Source organism: Buchnera aphidicola (Nurudea shiraii) (assembly GCA_039829955.1).
Lineage (GTDB): Bacteria > Pseudomonadota > Gammaproteobacteria > Enterobacterales > Enterobacteriaceae > Buchnera_B > Buchnera_B aphidicola_AY.
Window position 1 is genome coordinate 511,128 of record CP140035.1, and the last position, 14,587, is coordinate 525,714.

28 protein-coding genes are annotated in these 14,587 nt (G+C 28.8%); all 28 read right to left on the reverse strand.

Features of this window, described 5'->3' with window-relative positions:
• Positions 1 to 407: 407 nt before the first annotated feature.
• Entirely contained in the window at positions 408 to 785 is a 378-nt protein-coding gene (gene rplQ / locus U0T63_02275) for a 50S ribosomal protein L17 (GenBank protein XBC39155.1), read from the reverse strand.
• Positions 786 to 836: 51 nt separating this feature from the next.
• On the reverse strand, positions 837 to 1,826 hold the full coding sequence (gene rpoA / locus U0T63_02280) for a DNA-directed RNA polymerase subunit alpha (protein XBC39501.1): 990 nt from the start codon (positions 1,824 to 1,826) through the stop codon (positions 837 to 839).
• A 25-nt stretch (positions 1,827 to 1,851) separates the two neighbouring features.
• On the reverse strand, positions 1,852 to 2,472 hold the full coding sequence (rpsD, locus tag U0T63_02285; protein XBC39156.1) for a 30S ribosomal protein S4: 621 nt from the start codon (positions 2,470 to 2,472) through the stop codon (positions 1,852 to 1,854).
• A 35-nt stretch (positions 2,473 to 2,507) separates the two neighbouring features.
• On the reverse strand, positions 2,508 to 2,897 hold the full coding sequence (gene rpsK, locus U0T63_02290) for a 30S ribosomal protein S11 (GenBank protein ID XBC39157.1): 390 nt from the start codon (positions 2,895 to 2,897) through the stop codon (positions 2,508 to 2,510).
• A 17-nt stretch (positions 2,898 to 2,914) separates the two neighbouring features.
• Positions 2,915 to 3,271 carry a 30S ribosomal protein S13 gene (gene rpsM / locus U0T63_02295; protein ID XBC39158.1) on the reverse strand — a complete coding sequence of 119 codons (357 nt, stop codon included), beginning with the start codon at positions 3,269 to 3,271 and terminating at the stop codon, positions 2,915 to 2,917.
• 118 nt (positions 3,272 to 3,389) lie between these two features.
• Positions 3,390 to 3,506, reverse strand: coding sequence for a 50S ribosomal protein L36 (gene rpmJ, locus U0T63_02300; GenBank protein XBC39159.1), 117 nt, complete (start codon positions 3,504 to 3,506; stop codon positions 3,390 to 3,392).
• A gap of 35 nt (positions 3,507 to 3,541) precedes the next feature.
• A complete protein-coding gene (gene secY, locus U0T63_02305; protein ID XBC39160.1) occupies positions 3,542 to 4,867 on the reverse strand; it encodes a preprotein translocase subunit SecY in 1,326 nt (441 codons plus the stop codon).
• A 12-nt stretch (positions 4,868 to 4,879) separates the two neighbouring features.
• A complete protein-coding gene (gene rplO, locus U0T63_02310) occupies positions 4,880 to 5,314 on the reverse strand; it encodes a 50S ribosomal protein L15 (protein ID XBC39161.1) in 435 nt (144 codons plus the stop codon).
• Between the two features lie 16 nt (positions 5,315 to 5,330).
• Complete coding sequence (gene rpmD, locus U0T63_02315; GenBank protein XBC39502.1) at positions 5,331 to 5,516, reverse strand: 50S ribosomal protein L30; 186 nt, start codon at positions 5,514 to 5,516, stop codon at positions 5,331 to 5,333.
• A gap of 4 nt (positions 5,517 to 5,520) precedes the next feature.
• A complete protein-coding gene (rpsE, locus tag U0T63_02320) occupies positions 5,521 to 6,027 on the reverse strand; it encodes a 30S ribosomal protein S5 (GenBank protein XBC39162.1) in 507 nt (168 codons plus the stop codon).
• Positions 6,028 to 6,040: 13 nt separating this feature from the next.
• The gene (rplR, locus tag U0T63_02325; protein XBC39503.1) at positions 6,041 to 6,394 is read right to left on the reverse strand and encodes a 50S ribosomal protein L18; all 354 of its coding nucleotides are present in this window, start codon (positions 6,392 to 6,394) and stop codon (positions 6,041 to 6,043) included.
• A gap of 13 nt (positions 6,395 to 6,407) precedes the next feature.
• Positions 6,408 to 6,944 carry a 50S ribosomal protein L6 gene (gene rplF, locus U0T63_02330; GenBank protein ID XBC39163.1) on the reverse strand — a complete coding sequence of 179 codons (537 nt, stop codon included), beginning with the start codon at positions 6,942 to 6,944 and terminating at the stop codon, positions 6,408 to 6,410.
• An 11-nt stretch (positions 6,945 to 6,955) separates the two neighbouring features.
• The gene (gene rpsH / locus U0T63_02335; GenBank protein ID XBC39164.1) at positions 6,956 to 7,351 is read right to left on the reverse strand and encodes a 30S ribosomal protein S8; all 396 of its coding nucleotides are present in this window, start codon (positions 7,349 to 7,351) and stop codon (positions 6,956 to 6,958) included.
• A 30-nt stretch (positions 7,352 to 7,381) separates the two neighbouring features.
• Entirely contained in the window at positions 7,382 to 7,687 is a 306-nt protein-coding gene (rpsN, locus tag U0T63_02340) for a 30S ribosomal protein S14 (GenBank protein ID XBC39165.1), read from the reverse strand.
• Between the two features lie 23 nt (positions 7,688 to 7,710).
• Positions 7,711 to 8,250 carry a 50S ribosomal protein L5 gene (rplE, locus tag U0T63_02345; protein XBC39504.1) on the reverse strand — a complete coding sequence of 180 codons (540 nt, stop codon included), beginning with the start codon at positions 8,248 to 8,250 and terminating at the stop codon, positions 7,711 to 7,713.
• 14 nt (positions 8,251 to 8,264) lie between these two features.
• The gene (gene rplX, locus U0T63_02350; GenBank protein ID XBC39166.1) at positions 8,265 to 8,579 is read right to left on the reverse strand and encodes a 50S ribosomal protein L24; all 315 of its coding nucleotides are present in this window, start codon (positions 8,577 to 8,579) and stop codon (positions 8,265 to 8,267) included.
• 15 nt (positions 8,580 to 8,594) lie between these two features.
• A complete protein-coding gene (rplN, locus tag U0T63_02355; protein ID XBC39167.1) occupies positions 8,595 to 8,963 on the reverse strand; it encodes a 50S ribosomal protein L14 in 369 nt (122 codons plus the stop codon).
• A gap of 133 nt (positions 8,964 to 9,096) precedes the next feature.
• Positions 9,097 to 9,357: a 30S ribosomal protein S17 gene (gene rpsQ / locus U0T63_02360; protein XBC39168.1), complete on the reverse strand. Its 261-nt coding sequence runs from the start codon at positions 9,355 to 9,357 to the stop codon at positions 9,097 to 9,099.
• On the reverse strand, positions 9,350 to 9,568 hold the full coding sequence (gene rpmC / locus U0T63_02365) for a 50S ribosomal protein L29 (protein XBC39169.1): 219 nt from the start codon (positions 9,566 to 9,568) through the stop codon (positions 9,350 to 9,352). The genes rpsQ and rpmC overlap by 8 nt, the downstream gene beginning before the upstream one ends.
• Complete coding sequence (gene rplP / locus U0T63_02370) at positions 9,546 to 9,956, reverse strand: 50S ribosomal protein L16 (protein ID XBC39170.1); 411 nt, start codon at positions 9,954 to 9,956, stop codon at positions 9,546 to 9,548. Before rplP ends, rpmC begins: the two co-directional genes overlap by 23 nt.
• Positions 9,957 to 9,967: 11 nt before the next feature.
• On the reverse strand, positions 9,968 to 10,669 hold the full coding sequence (gene rpsC / locus U0T63_02375; protein ID XBC39171.1) for a 30S ribosomal protein S3: 702 nt from the start codon (positions 10,667 to 10,669) through the stop codon (positions 9,968 to 9,970).
• A 19-nt stretch (positions 10,670 to 10,688) separates the two neighbouring features.
• Positions 10,689 to 11,024: a 50S ribosomal protein L22 gene (rplV, locus tag U0T63_02380; protein XBC39172.1), complete on the reverse strand. Its 336-nt coding sequence runs from the start codon at positions 11,022 to 11,024 to the stop codon at positions 10,689 to 10,691.
• 15 nt (positions 11,025 to 11,039) lie between these two features.
• Positions 11,040 to 11,318 (reverse strand): 30S ribosomal protein S19, encoded by a 279-nt coding sequence (gene rpsS, locus U0T63_02385; GenBank protein XBC39173.1) that lies wholly within the window; start codon positions 11,316 to 11,318, stop codon positions 11,040 to 11,042.
• A 19-nt stretch (positions 11,319 to 11,337) separates the two neighbouring features.
• Complete coding sequence (rplB, locus tag U0T63_02390; protein XBC39174.1) at positions 11,338 to 12,159, reverse strand: 50S ribosomal protein L2; 822 nt, start codon at positions 12,157 to 12,159, stop codon at positions 11,338 to 11,340.
• A gap of 26 nt (positions 12,160 to 12,185) precedes the next feature.
• On the reverse strand, positions 12,186 to 12,488 hold the full coding sequence (rplW, locus tag U0T63_02395) for a 50S ribosomal protein L23 (GenBank protein XBC39175.1): 303 nt from the start codon (positions 12,486 to 12,488) through the stop codon (positions 12,186 to 12,188).
• Positions 12,485 to 13,090: a 50S ribosomal protein L4 gene (gene rplD / locus U0T63_02400; protein ID XBC39176.1), complete on the reverse strand. Its 606-nt coding sequence runs from the start codon at positions 13,088 to 13,090 to the stop codon at positions 12,485 to 12,487. Before rplD ends, rplW begins: the two co-directional genes overlap by 4 nt.
• Complete coding sequence (gene rplC, locus U0T63_02405; protein XBC39505.1) at positions 13,074 to 13,736, reverse strand: 50S ribosomal protein L3; 663 nt, start codon at positions 13,734 to 13,736, stop codon at positions 13,074 to 13,076. Before rplC ends, rplD begins: the two co-directional genes overlap by 17 nt.
• Before the next feature lie 46 nt (positions 13,737 to 13,782).
• Positions 13,783 to 14,097 (reverse strand): 30S ribosomal protein S10, encoded by a 315-nt coding sequence (gene rpsJ / locus U0T63_02410; GenBank protein ID XBC39177.1) that lies wholly within the window; start codon positions 14,095 to 14,097, stop codon positions 13,783 to 13,785.
• Between the last annotated feature and the right edge of the window lie 490 nt (positions 14,098 to 14,587).

Below are 14,587 nucleotides of genomic sequence, written 5' to 3' on the forward strand. Positions count from 1 at the left end.
TTCTTTACATCAATTTTAATTTACAAAATTTTAGTTAAACAATATTTATTACATTACAAATCAAATTATATTTTTTTAATTATTTATTTGTTTAAAATTACATAATTGAAATATGTTTAATTTTAAACTTTATATTAAATTAAAATTTATAAAACATTTAATTATATCGTCAATCTATCTCTTATATATATTTCAATAACTTTCAATTAAAACTAAAACATGCACTTCAAATATTAATATTTTAAATTTTTAACTTCATAAAATATAAAACCTAATATACTTCAACAACAGAACGGCATTAAATGCCGTTTGTTATCAATCAAATATAAAAAACTTTTATTAATTATGCAAACAAAATGCTTTTATAAAATATAATTTCAATAATTCTAATATTTTATTTTTTAAATTCATTTTAATTTCTCAAACTTTGACCTGTTTACAAGTTGTATATATGCCATAGGTGCTTTATCGCCAGAACGATAACCACACTTTAATACTCTAGTATATCCACCAGGTCTTTTTAAAAAGCATGGTCCAAGATCATTAAACAATTTAGTTACTATGGAATTATTTCGAATTTTAGAAAACACAAAACGTCTATTAAAAATAGAATCCTTTTTAGATCGAGTTATTAAAGGTTCTACAACACGGCGCAACTCTTTTGCTTTAGATACTGTTGTTTTTATAATTTCATAGTTTAATAACGAACATATCATATTATTTAACATTGCTTTTACATGAACCCTATTTCTGTTAAATTTACGACCAATTTTTCTATGTCTCATCACACTGCAACCTTTTATATAAATTGCTCAACTTTATAAAATAATAATTAACTAATCATTCGAAATACTGATAGGAGGCCAATTTTCTAACTTCATACCTAAAGACAATCCTCGGGATGCTAACACATCTTTAATTTCAGTTAAAGATTTTTTTCCTAAATTAGGAGTTTTGAGTAATTCTACCTCTGTTTTTTGAACTAAATCCCCGATATAATGTATAGATTCTGCTTTTAAACAATTAGCAGATCTTACTGTCAACTCTAAATCATCAACTGAACGCAACAAAATAGGTTCAAATTCGGGTTTTTCTTCTTTTACTTCTGGTTCACGAACATCTTTTAAATCTACAAACGCTTCCAACTGATCTGATAAGATTGTAGCAGCATAACGAATAGCCTCTTCTGGATCAATAGTACCATTAGTTTCTATTTCGATTATTAATTTATCTAAATCAGTTCTTTGAGCAACTCGAGCAGATTCTACATTATATACAATTCTTTCTATCGGGCTATAACAAGCATCTATTAACAATTTTCCTATAGAATGTTCTCTATCTACTAGATTTATTCTAGAAGCAGCAGTAACATAACCTCTACCTCTTTCTATTTTTATTCTCATAGTTATCGAAACACTATCATAAGTCAAATTACAAATTACATGTTCAGGATTAACAAATTCTACATCACTGTTATGAGTAATATCAGAGGCTTTGACTGTTCCTACACCAGATTTATTTAATGTTAAAATAACTTGATCTCTTCCATATAACTTTACTGCTAATCCTTTTAAATTTAGTAAAATTTCAATAATGTCCTCTTTTATCCCTTCTTTAGTACTATATTCATGAAGAACACCTTCAATTTCAACTTCTGTCACTGCACAACCTGGCATAGAAGATAATAGAATTCTTCGCAAAGCATTTCCAAGCGTATGACCGAAACCTCGCTCCAAAGGTTCAAGAATAATTTTAGAATGTTTAATACTAATATGTTTAACGTCTACTAATCTTGGTCTCAAAAATTCATTAACAGAACCTCGCATCATTGCTCCTTATACAATCTATGTTTTATTTAGAGTAAAGTTCAATAATTAAATGTTCATTAATTTCTGCAGATAAATCTGAACGTTCAGGAATACGTTTAAATACACCTTTCATTTGAGAAATATTAATTTCTATCCAATCTGGAAATTCCCTCTGTTCAGTTAACTCTAAAGCAGCTTTAATACGAGTTTGTTTTTTTGATTTATTAGATACTTCAATCACATCCCCCGAAGAAACTTGATAAGAAGGAATATTAACTACTTTTTCATTGACTAAAATCGACTTATGATTTATTAACTGACGAGATTCGAAACGTGTAGCTCCAAATCCCATTCTATAAACCACATTGTCTAAACGCCGTTCTAATAAAATTAATAAATTCTCTCCAGTATTTCCTTTCAATCTAACAGAACGTTTATAATAATTGTGAAATTGTGATTCTAATACACCATACAATCTTCGAACTTTTTGTTTTTCTCGCAATTGTATTCCATAATCTGACAAACGCGATTTTTTGGAACCATGTTGACCAGGTAACTTGTCTAATTTACATTTAGAATCAATAGAACGCATTCCCGATTTTAAAAACAAATCTGTTCCCTCACGTCGAGACAATTTTAGTTTAGGTCCTAAATATTTTGCCACTTTTATCTCCAATATAAAGTACAAGTTAATTTATATTATACTCTTCGTTTTTTAGGTGAACGACAACCATTATGAGGAATAGGAGTAACATCAGTAATATTAGTAATTTTAAATCCAGAAGAATGTAAAGCTCTAATAGTTGATTCTCTTCCAGGTCCAGGCCCTTTAACCATAACTTCCAAATTTTTAATACCATAATTTTTAACAATTTCCGAACAACGTTCAGCCGCTACTTGAGCTGCAAAAGGAGTAGATTTTCTAGATCCTCTAAATCCAGATCCACCTGCTGTTGCCCAACCTAAAATATTTCCTTGTTTATCACTAATAGAAACAATAGTATTGTTAAAAGAAGCATGAATATGAGCAACTCCATCTACTATTTGTTGTTTAATGCGCTTTTTTACACGAGCCCCTTCTTTAGCCATAATTTTCAAACCTTATATTATTTCTTAACTAATTTACGAGAACCTTTTCTAGTACGAGCATTAGTTTTAGTTCTTTGACCACGAACAGGAAGGTTCTTCCGATGACGTAATCCACGATAACAACTAAGATCTATCAAACGCTTTATATTCAAATTAACTTCTCTTCGAAGATCACCTTCTACAATAAATTTAGATACTTCATTTCTTAATAACTCTATTTTATCTTCTGTTAAATCACACGTCTTTACATCTTGTACTATGCCTGATAATTTACAAATTAACTTAGAACGTTCTTTTCCTATACCATATATACTTGTCAATGCAATAATAATGTGTTTATTATTAGGAATATTAATACCTGCTATACGTGCCACTATAAAATCTCCTCCTAATGTGCTATATTATATAAATTTATATATTTGAATAACTCAAAATAAAAAAGCAAAATGTTATATCATATTTACTCTTAAACATTAACATTAATTAAAAATTTTAACCTTGTCTCTGCTTATGCTTAGGATCAATACTACAAATTACTCGAACAACTTTATTTCTACGAATAACTTTGCAATTCTTGCACAACCTTTTTACTGAAGCGCGTACTTTCATAATTTTACCTACAATAACAACATAAATTTAAATTTTTAAAGATTTAAATTAGATTTTTTTAAAACAGATTCATATTGAGTAGACATGATATATGTTTGTATTTGAGAAATAAAATCTATAACTACTACAACTACAATCAGCAAAGAAGTACCGCCAAAATAAAAAGGCACTTCCATAAACATGCGTAAAAACTCCGGAACTAAACATATAAACATCATATAAATGGAGCCAATTAATGTTAATCTTAATGTTATCTTATTAATATATTTAGCTGTTTGTAATCCAGGTCTAATACCAGAAATAAATGCTCCAGATTTTTTTAAATTATCTGCTGTTTCTTTAGGATTAAAAACTAATCCAGTATAAAAAAAACAAAAAAATATAATAGCTACTGCATAAAATAACATATATATAAATTGATTAGGTTGTAAATAAAAAGCAACATTTATTAACCATTTCCAATCGTTTCCACCTCCAAACCAAGAAACAACAGAAATAGGAAATAAAACAATACTAGAAGAAAAAATAGCAGGTATGACTCCTGCCATGTTTAATTTCAAAGGCAAATGTGTATAGTTCTTTGAATAAATACGACGACTTTGATAATTTCTAGCATAATTTACATGAATTTTCCTATAACTTTTTTCAATAAACACAACAAAAAATATAACTAAAAAAATAACTACTGAAATTAAAAAAAATAAAAAATAACTCAGACTACCTTGCCTTAATTGCGCTACCGTATGTTCAATAGCAGAAGGTAAACTAGAAACAATTCCTAAAAAAATTATAATTGAAATACCATTACCAATTCCTCTTTTAGTAATTAACTCACCTAACCACATTAAAAACACAGTTCCTGTAACTAAACCCACAATTGAAGTACAATAAAAATATATATCTGGATTAATAACTAAATGTTTTAAACCGGATATATTAGGTAAACTTAAAGCTACACCAAAAGATTGCAAACTAGCTAACACTAAAGTAGTGTATTTTATATATACATTAATTTTTCTTCGACCCATTTCTCCATCTTTCTTCATTTCTATGAATTTTGGATATACTAAAGTAAGCATTTGTATGATAATTGATGCTGATATAAAAGGCATAATACCCAATGCAAAAATCGACGCTCGACTTAACGCTCCACCAGAAAACATGTTGAACATTTCTACAAGAGTACCTTTCTGATTTTGCAATAATTGCGACAATACAGAAGTATCAATACCTGGAACAGGGATAAAAGATCCTATTCTAAAAATTACTAAAGAGATTAAAACAAAAAAAATTCTTCTTCTTAAATCAGTTGACTTAGTATTAAACGATGCAAAACTTTTATTATTTTTTTTTTTTATCATAATGTTTATTAATTACTCCTGAACTGTTCCACCAGAAATTTTAATCATATTACGAACTCCTTTAGTCATATACAATCCACGAATTTTTAATGGAACAGTAATTGTTCCAGATAAAATTACTTTAACAAACTTAACATTTTTATTTACTATTCTATGTTTTTTCAACAAATCTAAATCAATTGTATGATTTGAAAATCTTAACAATTTTGATAAGCTTATTTCAGATTTATTTTTCAATTTATAAGAAATAAATCCGTATTTTGGAATTCTTCTATATAAAGGAGTTTGTCCACCTTCAAATCCTCTATTTACCTTTCCTCCAGATCTAGATTTTTGACCTTTATGTCCTCGACCTGCTGTTTTTCCTAATCCTGATCCAATACCTCTTCCTTTTCTTTTTCGAACTTTATGGGAACCAATAGACGGAATTATATTATTTAAACGCATTTTAATGATTCCTTACTTATGGTATTAAAACAACTTTTAACATATAAGATATCTTTTTTATCATACCTTGAATAGAAGGAGTGTTCTGACGTTTTACTGTATGCCCAATATGACGTAATCCCAATCCCATTAAAGTTAATTTGTGCTTAGGTAATCGCCCTATAGAACTTTTTACCTGAGTTATTTCTAAATATTGCATTATTTTTCTATCCTAAAATATATTTAACTGATTTATTACGCTTAGCAGCTATCGTTTCAGGTGACTTCATATTTTCTAATCCTAATATTGTCGCTCTCACTACATTAATAGGATTAGTAGATCCATAAGTTTTTGCTAAAACATTATAAATACCAGCTACCTCTAACACTGCTCTCATAGCGCCTCCTGCAATAATTCCAGTTCCTTCTGAAGCTGGCTTCATAAAAACATTCGAACTAACATAAGTACCTATAATAGGATATTGCAAAGTATTTTTACTTAAAGGAATAGTAATCATATTTCTACGTGCTTTTTCCATAGCTTTTTGAATAGCAGATGGAACTTCACGAGCTTTTCCATATCCAAAACCAACTTTACCATTTCCATTTCCAACTACTGTTAAAGCAGTAAACGAAAAAATACGGCCTCCTTTTACTGTCTTTGAAACACGATTAACTGAAATTAATTTTTCTTTTAAATCTAAACTATTTTTTTTATCAATATAAATTGCCATAAAATTTTATCCCTTAAAATTTTAATCCTACTTTTCTTGCTTCATCTGCTAAAGCTTGGACTCTACCATGATATCGAAAACCAGAACGATCAAATGCAACAACATTAATACCTTTTTCTAAAGCTCGTTTTGCAATAATGGCCCCAATAACAGAAGCTGCTTCTTTATTTCCTGTATACTTAAAAAACTTTAAAAGTTTTTTTTCAAGAGTTGAAGCGACTACCAATACTGAAGAATTATCAAAAGAAACAATTTGAGCATAGATATGTCTAGGAGTACGATGAACAATTAAACGAACAGATTTTAATATCTTAAGTTTGTGCCGTGCTCTAGAAGCTCTTCGAATACGAGCTTGTTTTTTATCCACTGAAACCATCATTTTATTTCTTTTTAGCCTCTTTTATTCGTACAATCTCATCACTATAGCGAATACCTTTTCCTTTATAAACTTCTGGAATTCTATACGATCTTATATCAGAAGCAACTTGTCCCACTAATTGCTTATCATGTCCTTTTATAATAATTTCTATTTGAGATGGACATTCTATAACAATACCATCTGGAACCAAATACTTAATAACATGAGAATACCCTAAAGACATTTGAACAATATTAGAATTTACTATTGAAGTCCTAAAACCTACTCCTAATAATTGTAATGTCTTTAAAAATCCCTTAGTCACACCAACAATCATAGAATACACTAAAGATCTAGCTGTTCCAGCTTGTGCCCAATCTCTAGAAGAATTAGTTTTACTATTGAAAATCAAATATCCATCAACATAATTTATTATAACACTATTATGTATGACACGACTTAAACTTTTGTTATCATTTTTCACTACAATATTTTGTCCAGATAATTTAACTTCAACATAAGGAGGGACAACAACTGACTTTTTTGCAATACGAGACATATTTTCTCCAATTAAGTTACATGACAGATAATTTCACCACCTAAACCAGCACAACGAGCTGATTTGTCAGTCATAACTCCTTTTGAAGTAGAAATTATAGCTATACCTAGTCCAGCCATGATTATCGGCAATTTATTACTTTTACTATACACTCTCAAACTAGGAGAACTAATTCTCTTTATATTTTCAATAACAGGTTTTCCATTAAAATATTTTAAAGTTAATTCTAATTCAGGTTTAGAACCATTTTCTTGTACAAAATAATCTTTTATATAACCTTCTTGTTTTAATATAATACTAATTGATAATTTTAATTTTGAAGAAGGCATAATAACTGATGTTTTATTTGCTAACTGACTATTTCGAATTCTAGTTAACATATCCGATACAGGATCTTGTATTGTCATATATATATTTCCAAAAATGTTAATAATTTTCTACCAACTAGCTTTCTTTAAACCAGGAATCTCTCCTCTCATGGCTACTTCTCGTAATTTAATTCGACTTAATCCAAATTTTCTTAAAAAAGCATGTGGTCTCCCAGTTTGACGACAACGATTACGTTGACGAACAGGACTAGAATCTCTAGGAAACTTTTGTAATTTTAATACAGCATTCCAACGATCCTTTTTTGATATTTTTATATCAGATATTATAGTTTTTAGATGTTGTCTTTTCAAAAAAAACTTATTAGCTAATCTAATACGCTTCATTTCACGTGCTTTTATCGATTGTTTAGTCATATTATGAAACTCCTATCTCTTTTTTATTTTTTAAATGGAAAATTAAAAGCAGATAATAATGCACAACCTTCACTATCAGAAATAGCTGTAGTAGTAATAGTTACATTTACACCTCTAATACGATCTATTTTATCATAATCAATCTCAGGAAAAATAATCTGTTCACGAATTCCAATACTATAATTACCTTTTCCATCAAAGGAACGTTTAGAAAATCCTCGAAAATCACGAATTCTAGGTATAGCTACAATAATTAAACGCTCTAAAAAATCCCATTTTTTTTTACCGCGAAGTGTTACTTTACAACCAATAGGATATCCTTTCCGAATTTTAAAACTAGCAACAGATTTACGAGCTTTAGTAATTAATGGTTTTTGACCTGATATTTTAGTTAAATCAGAAACAGCGTTATCAAGATGTTTTTTATCTAAAGAAGCTGATCCTACACCCATGTTTAAAGTAATTTTTTCAATTTTTGGAACTTGCATTACGGAAGAATATTTAAATTTATGCATAAAATCTTGTAATATATTATTTTTATAATAATCTTCAAAACATACCATCAAAATGCTCCATTTTATTTAACAACATTATTATCTGATTTAAAAAATCTTACCTTTTTTTTATTTTCTATTCTAAAACCAACACGATCTGGCCTATTTGTATTTGGATTCAAAATAGCTATATTAGAAACATGAATACCTACTTCTTTTTTTATTATACCTCCAGTTATATTCTTATCAGGTATAGGCTTTTGATGTTTTTTTACAAAATTAACACCTTTTATAATAACTCTATTTTTAGACAATATTTGTTTTACTACTCCTACTTTTCCTTTTTCTTTCCCTGTAATAACAATTACATTATCATTTTTTTTAATTTTTGATGCCATGACTATTAATTTTCCTTATAATACTTCTGGAGCTAATGAAATAATTTTCATAAATTTTTCATTTCTTAACTCACGTGTAACAGGACCAAATATTCTTGTCCCTAAAGGTTGATCGTTACTATTTAATATGACACAAGAATTAGTATCAAACCTAACAATTGAACCATCCATACGTCTTATACCTTTTTTTGTCCTTACTATAACTGCTGTATAAACTTCCCCTTTTTTCACTTTTCCTCTAGGTATCGCTTCTTTAATAGCTATTTTAACTAAATCTCCAATACTCGCATATCTACGCCTTGAACCACCTAATACCTTAATGCAAACAGCAACACGAGCACCAGAGTTATCTGCTATGTTTAGCATACTCTGTTCTTGAATCATATTAAACCTCATAAAATTTATAGAGAATACTTGACATGTCACTTCCAAAACTGATAGATACAAAAGATCTTGAAATCAAAACATGAATAGTAAATTTTAAAATACACTATTCATGCTACCTTAAAAATCATGTTTACGATACTATAAAAGCTTTTTTAACTATTCGAACTAAAATCCATGATTTAGTTCTAGATATTGGCCTACATTCACGAATTTCCACTATGTCTCCTAATCTACACTCATTTTTTTCATCATGAATATGCAATTTTGTTGTTCGTTTAATGAACTTTTTATACAATGGATGTTTTACTATACGCTCGATAGCAATAACCGATGACTTTTGCATTTTATTACTAATAACACATCCTAATAACGTACGAAATTTGTTATCCATCTTGTTTTTCCTTACTAGATAATAAAAAGTTAATTCGAGCAATATTACGACGAACTAAACGCAATAAATGAGATTTTTGCAGTTTTTGAGAAGAAAATTGCAAATGAAGACCAAACTGTTTGCGAAGTAAATTTATTAGATCAACTTTTAAATCTTTAATAGTTTTTTTTTTACCTGTGTTATCATCATTATGATATCCTCTTAACGACAAACATAGTTTTTATAGGAAGCTTAGATGATGCTAGCCTAAAAGCTTCTCTAGAAATTTCTTCAGATACACCATCAACTTCATATAATATTTTACCAGGCTGTACCAAAGCTACCCAATATTCTACATTACCCTTACCTTTTCCCATTCTTACTTCTAAAGGTTTTTGAGTAATAGGTTTGTCCGGAAATATTCTAATCCAAATTTTACCTTGTCTCTTAATAAATCTAGAAATAGTTCTCCTAGCAGATTCAATTTGACTAGCCTTTATTCGTCCTCTTTCAATAGCTTTCAATCCGTAAGACCCAAAGTGTATATCTACATCAGTAGATAAACCACGATTGCGACCCTTATGCATTTTTCGAAATTTTGTTCGCTTGGGTTGTAACATTCATGTCTTCCTTACTTTTTATATTTTCTGTGATGTTTTTTAAACTTAGCAAGAGGTTTTTCTAATTTTGAAATAGATTCCATTCCATCTAATAATTCTCCTTTAAATATCCATACCTTTACACCTATTACACCATAAGTAGTATAAGCTTCAGATAAACTATAATCAATATCTGCTCTTAAAGTATGTAATGGAACTCGTCCTTCTCGATACCACTCTCTTCTTGCTATTTCTACGCCACCTAAACGACCACTTACTTCTACTTTTACTCCTTTAGCTCCTTGTCTCATTGCATTTTGAACTGCGCGTTTCATAGCCCTTCTAAACATTATTCTACGTTCTAATTGAGAAGTAATATTATCAGCTACTAATTTTGCGTCTAATTCTGGTTTTCTAATTTCAGATATATTGATTTGTGCAGGAACACCTGTTATATTTGTAATTGATAATCTTAACTTTTCTACATCTTCACCTTTTTTTCCTATAACTATTCCAGGACGAGCACTATATATTGTTATTCTAATACTTTTAGAAGGACGTTCAATAACAATCCGGGAAATTGAAGCTTTAAATAATTTTCTTTTTAAAAATTCACGAACTTTAAAATCACTATTTAAAATATCTGAAAAATTCTTCGTACTAGAAAACCAAACAGAATTCCATTGCTTAATTATACCTAATCGCATACCATTAGGATGTACTTTTTGACCCATTAATAGTTCTCTCCATTTATTATAAACGATCAGAAACAAATATAGTAATATGACTAGTACGTTTTAAAATACGATCTGAACGACCTTTAGCACGTGGCATCATTCTCTTCATAGTGGGACCTTCGTCAATAAATACTTTAGTTATTTTTAAGTCAACCACATCTAATCCGTGATTATGCTCTGCGTTAGAAATAGCTGATTGCAAAACTTTTTTTATTAACATTGATGCTTTTTTATTATTAAATGTTAAAATATTTAAAGCATGTAAAACTTTTTGACCTCTTATTAAATTAGCTACTAGCCGAATTTTTTGAGCAGACGATCGAGCTTGACGATGTATAGCATATACTTCCATATTAAATATTTCCTCCTAACGCTTCTTAATTTTTTTATCAGAAATGTGTCCACGATAAGTACGAGTGATAGAAAATTCACCTAGCTTATGTCCAACCATATCTTCAGTAATAAAAACAGGAATATGTTGACGTCCATTATGAATAGATATTGTTAAACCAATCATATTAGGGAAAATAGTTGAACGACGAGACCAAGTGCGTATAGGTTTTTTACTATGATCTTTAATAGCTGTTTCAACTTTTTTTAATAATGATTCATCAATAAAAGGGCCCTTTTTAAGAGAACGTGGCATCTCATTACCTCCTTCTAAATTACTTGCTACGATTCTTTATAATAAATCGATCTGTTCGCTTATTTCTTCTAGTTTTTTTACCTTTAGTTTGCAACCCCCACGGACTAACGGGATGTTTTCCAAAATTCTTTCCTTCACCACCACCATGAGGATGATCTACTGGATTCATAGCAGTTCCTCTAACTGTAGGTCGAATTCCACTCCAACGAGAAGCTCCAGCTTTTCCTAATACCGTTAACATATGCTCTTCATTTCCAACTTCTCCAATAGTAGCTTTGCACTTTGATTCTAATTTTCTAATTTCTCCTGAACGTAAACGTACAATGACATATTTATCTTCTTTTGAAACTAATTGAATACAAGCTCCTGCTGATCTAGCTATTTGAGCTCCTTTTCCAGGTTTCATCTCTACATTATGTATCATCGTTCCAATAGGAATATTTTTCATAGGTAATACATTTCCGATTTTAATATCAGGCGAAACTCCTGAAATTACTTTAGAACCAACTTTTAAACCTTTAGGTGCTAAAATATATCTTCTTTCTCCATCTTGATACAAAATTAAAGCAATGTTAGCAGATCTATTAGGATCATATTCTAATCTTTCTACAACAGCTGAAATATTATCCTTATTTCTCTTAAAATCAATAACTCTATAAGATTTTTTATGACCTCCCCCTATATGCCTAGTTGTTATACGTCCATTATTATTTCGTCCTCCACTTTTATTCTTTTTTTTTACTAAAGGAAAATACGGATTACCTTTATGCAAATTAAAATTCACTGATTTTATGACATGGCGACGGCCTGGAGATGTTGGTTTACATTTAACAATAGCCATTAATAATTTCCTTTTTTTTCTTCATTCTACTCTTCATGCCCAATAAAATTAACATTTTGTCCTTTTTTTAAAAAAACATACGCTTTTTTCCAATTTTTTAGACAACTTTTAACACCCTTTTTATATTTTTTTTTTCCGTGAACAATTAATGTATTAATATAATTCACCTGTACTTTAAATAACTTTTGAATAGTTTGTTTAATCTCAATTTTAGTAATACTCATAGGTACTTTTATAACTACGATGTTACATTTTTTCAAAATAATAGACGATTTTTCAGAAATATGTGGAGAAAAAAAATTTTTTAATATTTCTTGCTCAATAATCATAATAATAGTTTCTCTATTTTTTTAACAGCTTCAACAGTAATAGCAACATTTTCAAAAGCAATTAAACTTATTGGATCAATAAAATTAATAGTTTTAACATACACTTTATGTAAGTTTCGAGAAGCTAGAAATAAATTTTTGTCATATGCTGCTGTAATAATTAATACATCATATAATTTTATAGAATTTAATTTTTCTACTAATAATTGAGTTTTAGGAGTTTCTATAAAAAAATCTTCAAAAATAAAAAAACGATTTTTTCGAATCAATTCAGAAAAAATACTTCTTAAAGCGCCTCGATACATTTTTTTGTTAATCTTTTTTGAAAAATTTCTAGGTTTTGATGCAAAAGTTATACCACCAGATCTCCATATAGGGCTTCTTAATGAACCTGCTCTAGCACGTCCTGTTCCTTTCTGACGCCATGGTTTTTTGCCTGACCCAGATACCTCTGAACGATTTTTTTGTGCTTTAGTTCCTTGACGAAGGCTAGACGAATGAGAAATAATAACTTGATGAATTAATGCTTCGTTAAAACTACAATTAAAAACTTTATCAGATACATTGAAAAAATTTTTTTTATCTCTAAGAATTAATTCCACTATGCTTTACTCCCTTTACCTTAATTGCTGGCCGAATAATAAGATCACTTCCTCTCGAACCAGGAACTGAACCTTTTACAAGAAGTAAACTTCGATTTAAATCAACTCTAACTATATCTATGTTCTGTATCGTTACTCTGCGATTCCCTAAACGACCAGCCATTTTTTTGCCTTTAAAAACTCTACCAGGAGTTTGATTTTGACCAACTGAACCAGGAGCTCGATGAGATAACGAATTTCCATGACTAGCATCTTGAGTATGAAAATTCCAGCGCTTTATTGTTCCACAAAATCCTTTTCCTTTAGATTTTCCAATAACATCAACCTTTTTATAATTCAAAAACACTTTTAAATCTAAAATTTGTCCAATTGCAAAATCTAATATGTTTTTAGAAATTCTAAATTCCCATAAACCACGACCTGCTTCAATTTTAGATTTTAAAAAATGACCAATTTCTGATTTAATTAACGTACTATTTTTTTTTGTTCCAGTAGTAACTTGAATAGCATTATACCTATCAGTCTCTATAGTTTTAACTTGAGTAATACGATTTTCTTTAATTTCAATCACAGTAACTGAAATAGATGCACCCTCTTTCATAAAGATACGGGTCATACCTATCTTTTTACCAATTAAACCAATCATGCGTTCTTTAATCCCTTTTAACCATTTTACTTTATACAATGTAAAACTAACCTAAACTAATTTGTACATCTACACCAGCAGCAAGATCTAATTTCATCAAAGCATCAACTGTTTTTTCAGTAGGTTCGACAATGTCAATAAGTCGTTTATGCGTTCGTATTTCATATTGATCACGAGCATCTTTATTGACATGAGGAGAAATAAGTACAGTAAAACGTTCTTTATGTGTTGGAAGAGGAATAGGACCACAAACTTGTGCTCCAGTTCTTTTAGCTGTTTCAACAATTTCTGAAGTTGATTGATCAATTAATCTGTGATCAAATGCTTTTAAACGAATTCTTATTCTTTGGTTCTGTTGCATAGACCAGAACTCCTATAACGTAAAATTATACAATATTCCTCTTTTCAATTTTTAGAAGAATATGCTAAAATTAAATTTTAGTTCATATACTAAAATTGTATATTTAAAATAATCAAATTGATAAATATCAACATTAAATTTAATATAATCTAAATAATAAACATTATTTATATAAAATAGCCTATTAAAAATTTTTAATTATTTATATGAAAAATTAAAAACTAACCTGTAGAAGCTTCGAAAAAATTTTATATACAAAATTTTTCATTACGTTATTATAAAGCATGAAATTATAAAATTCATTATTTTTTTATTATTTATCAAACAAAGATGAATACTTCCATACAAATAATAACATTAATAAAATACCTTCAAAAACAAAACAATTTTTTAAAATAAAAACAGAAATATTATTATGTTCAAAAGACAAAAATCAAGAAAAGAATTGAAATTTAATTTCTTTTCTTGACTTTAATTTCATAGTATATAA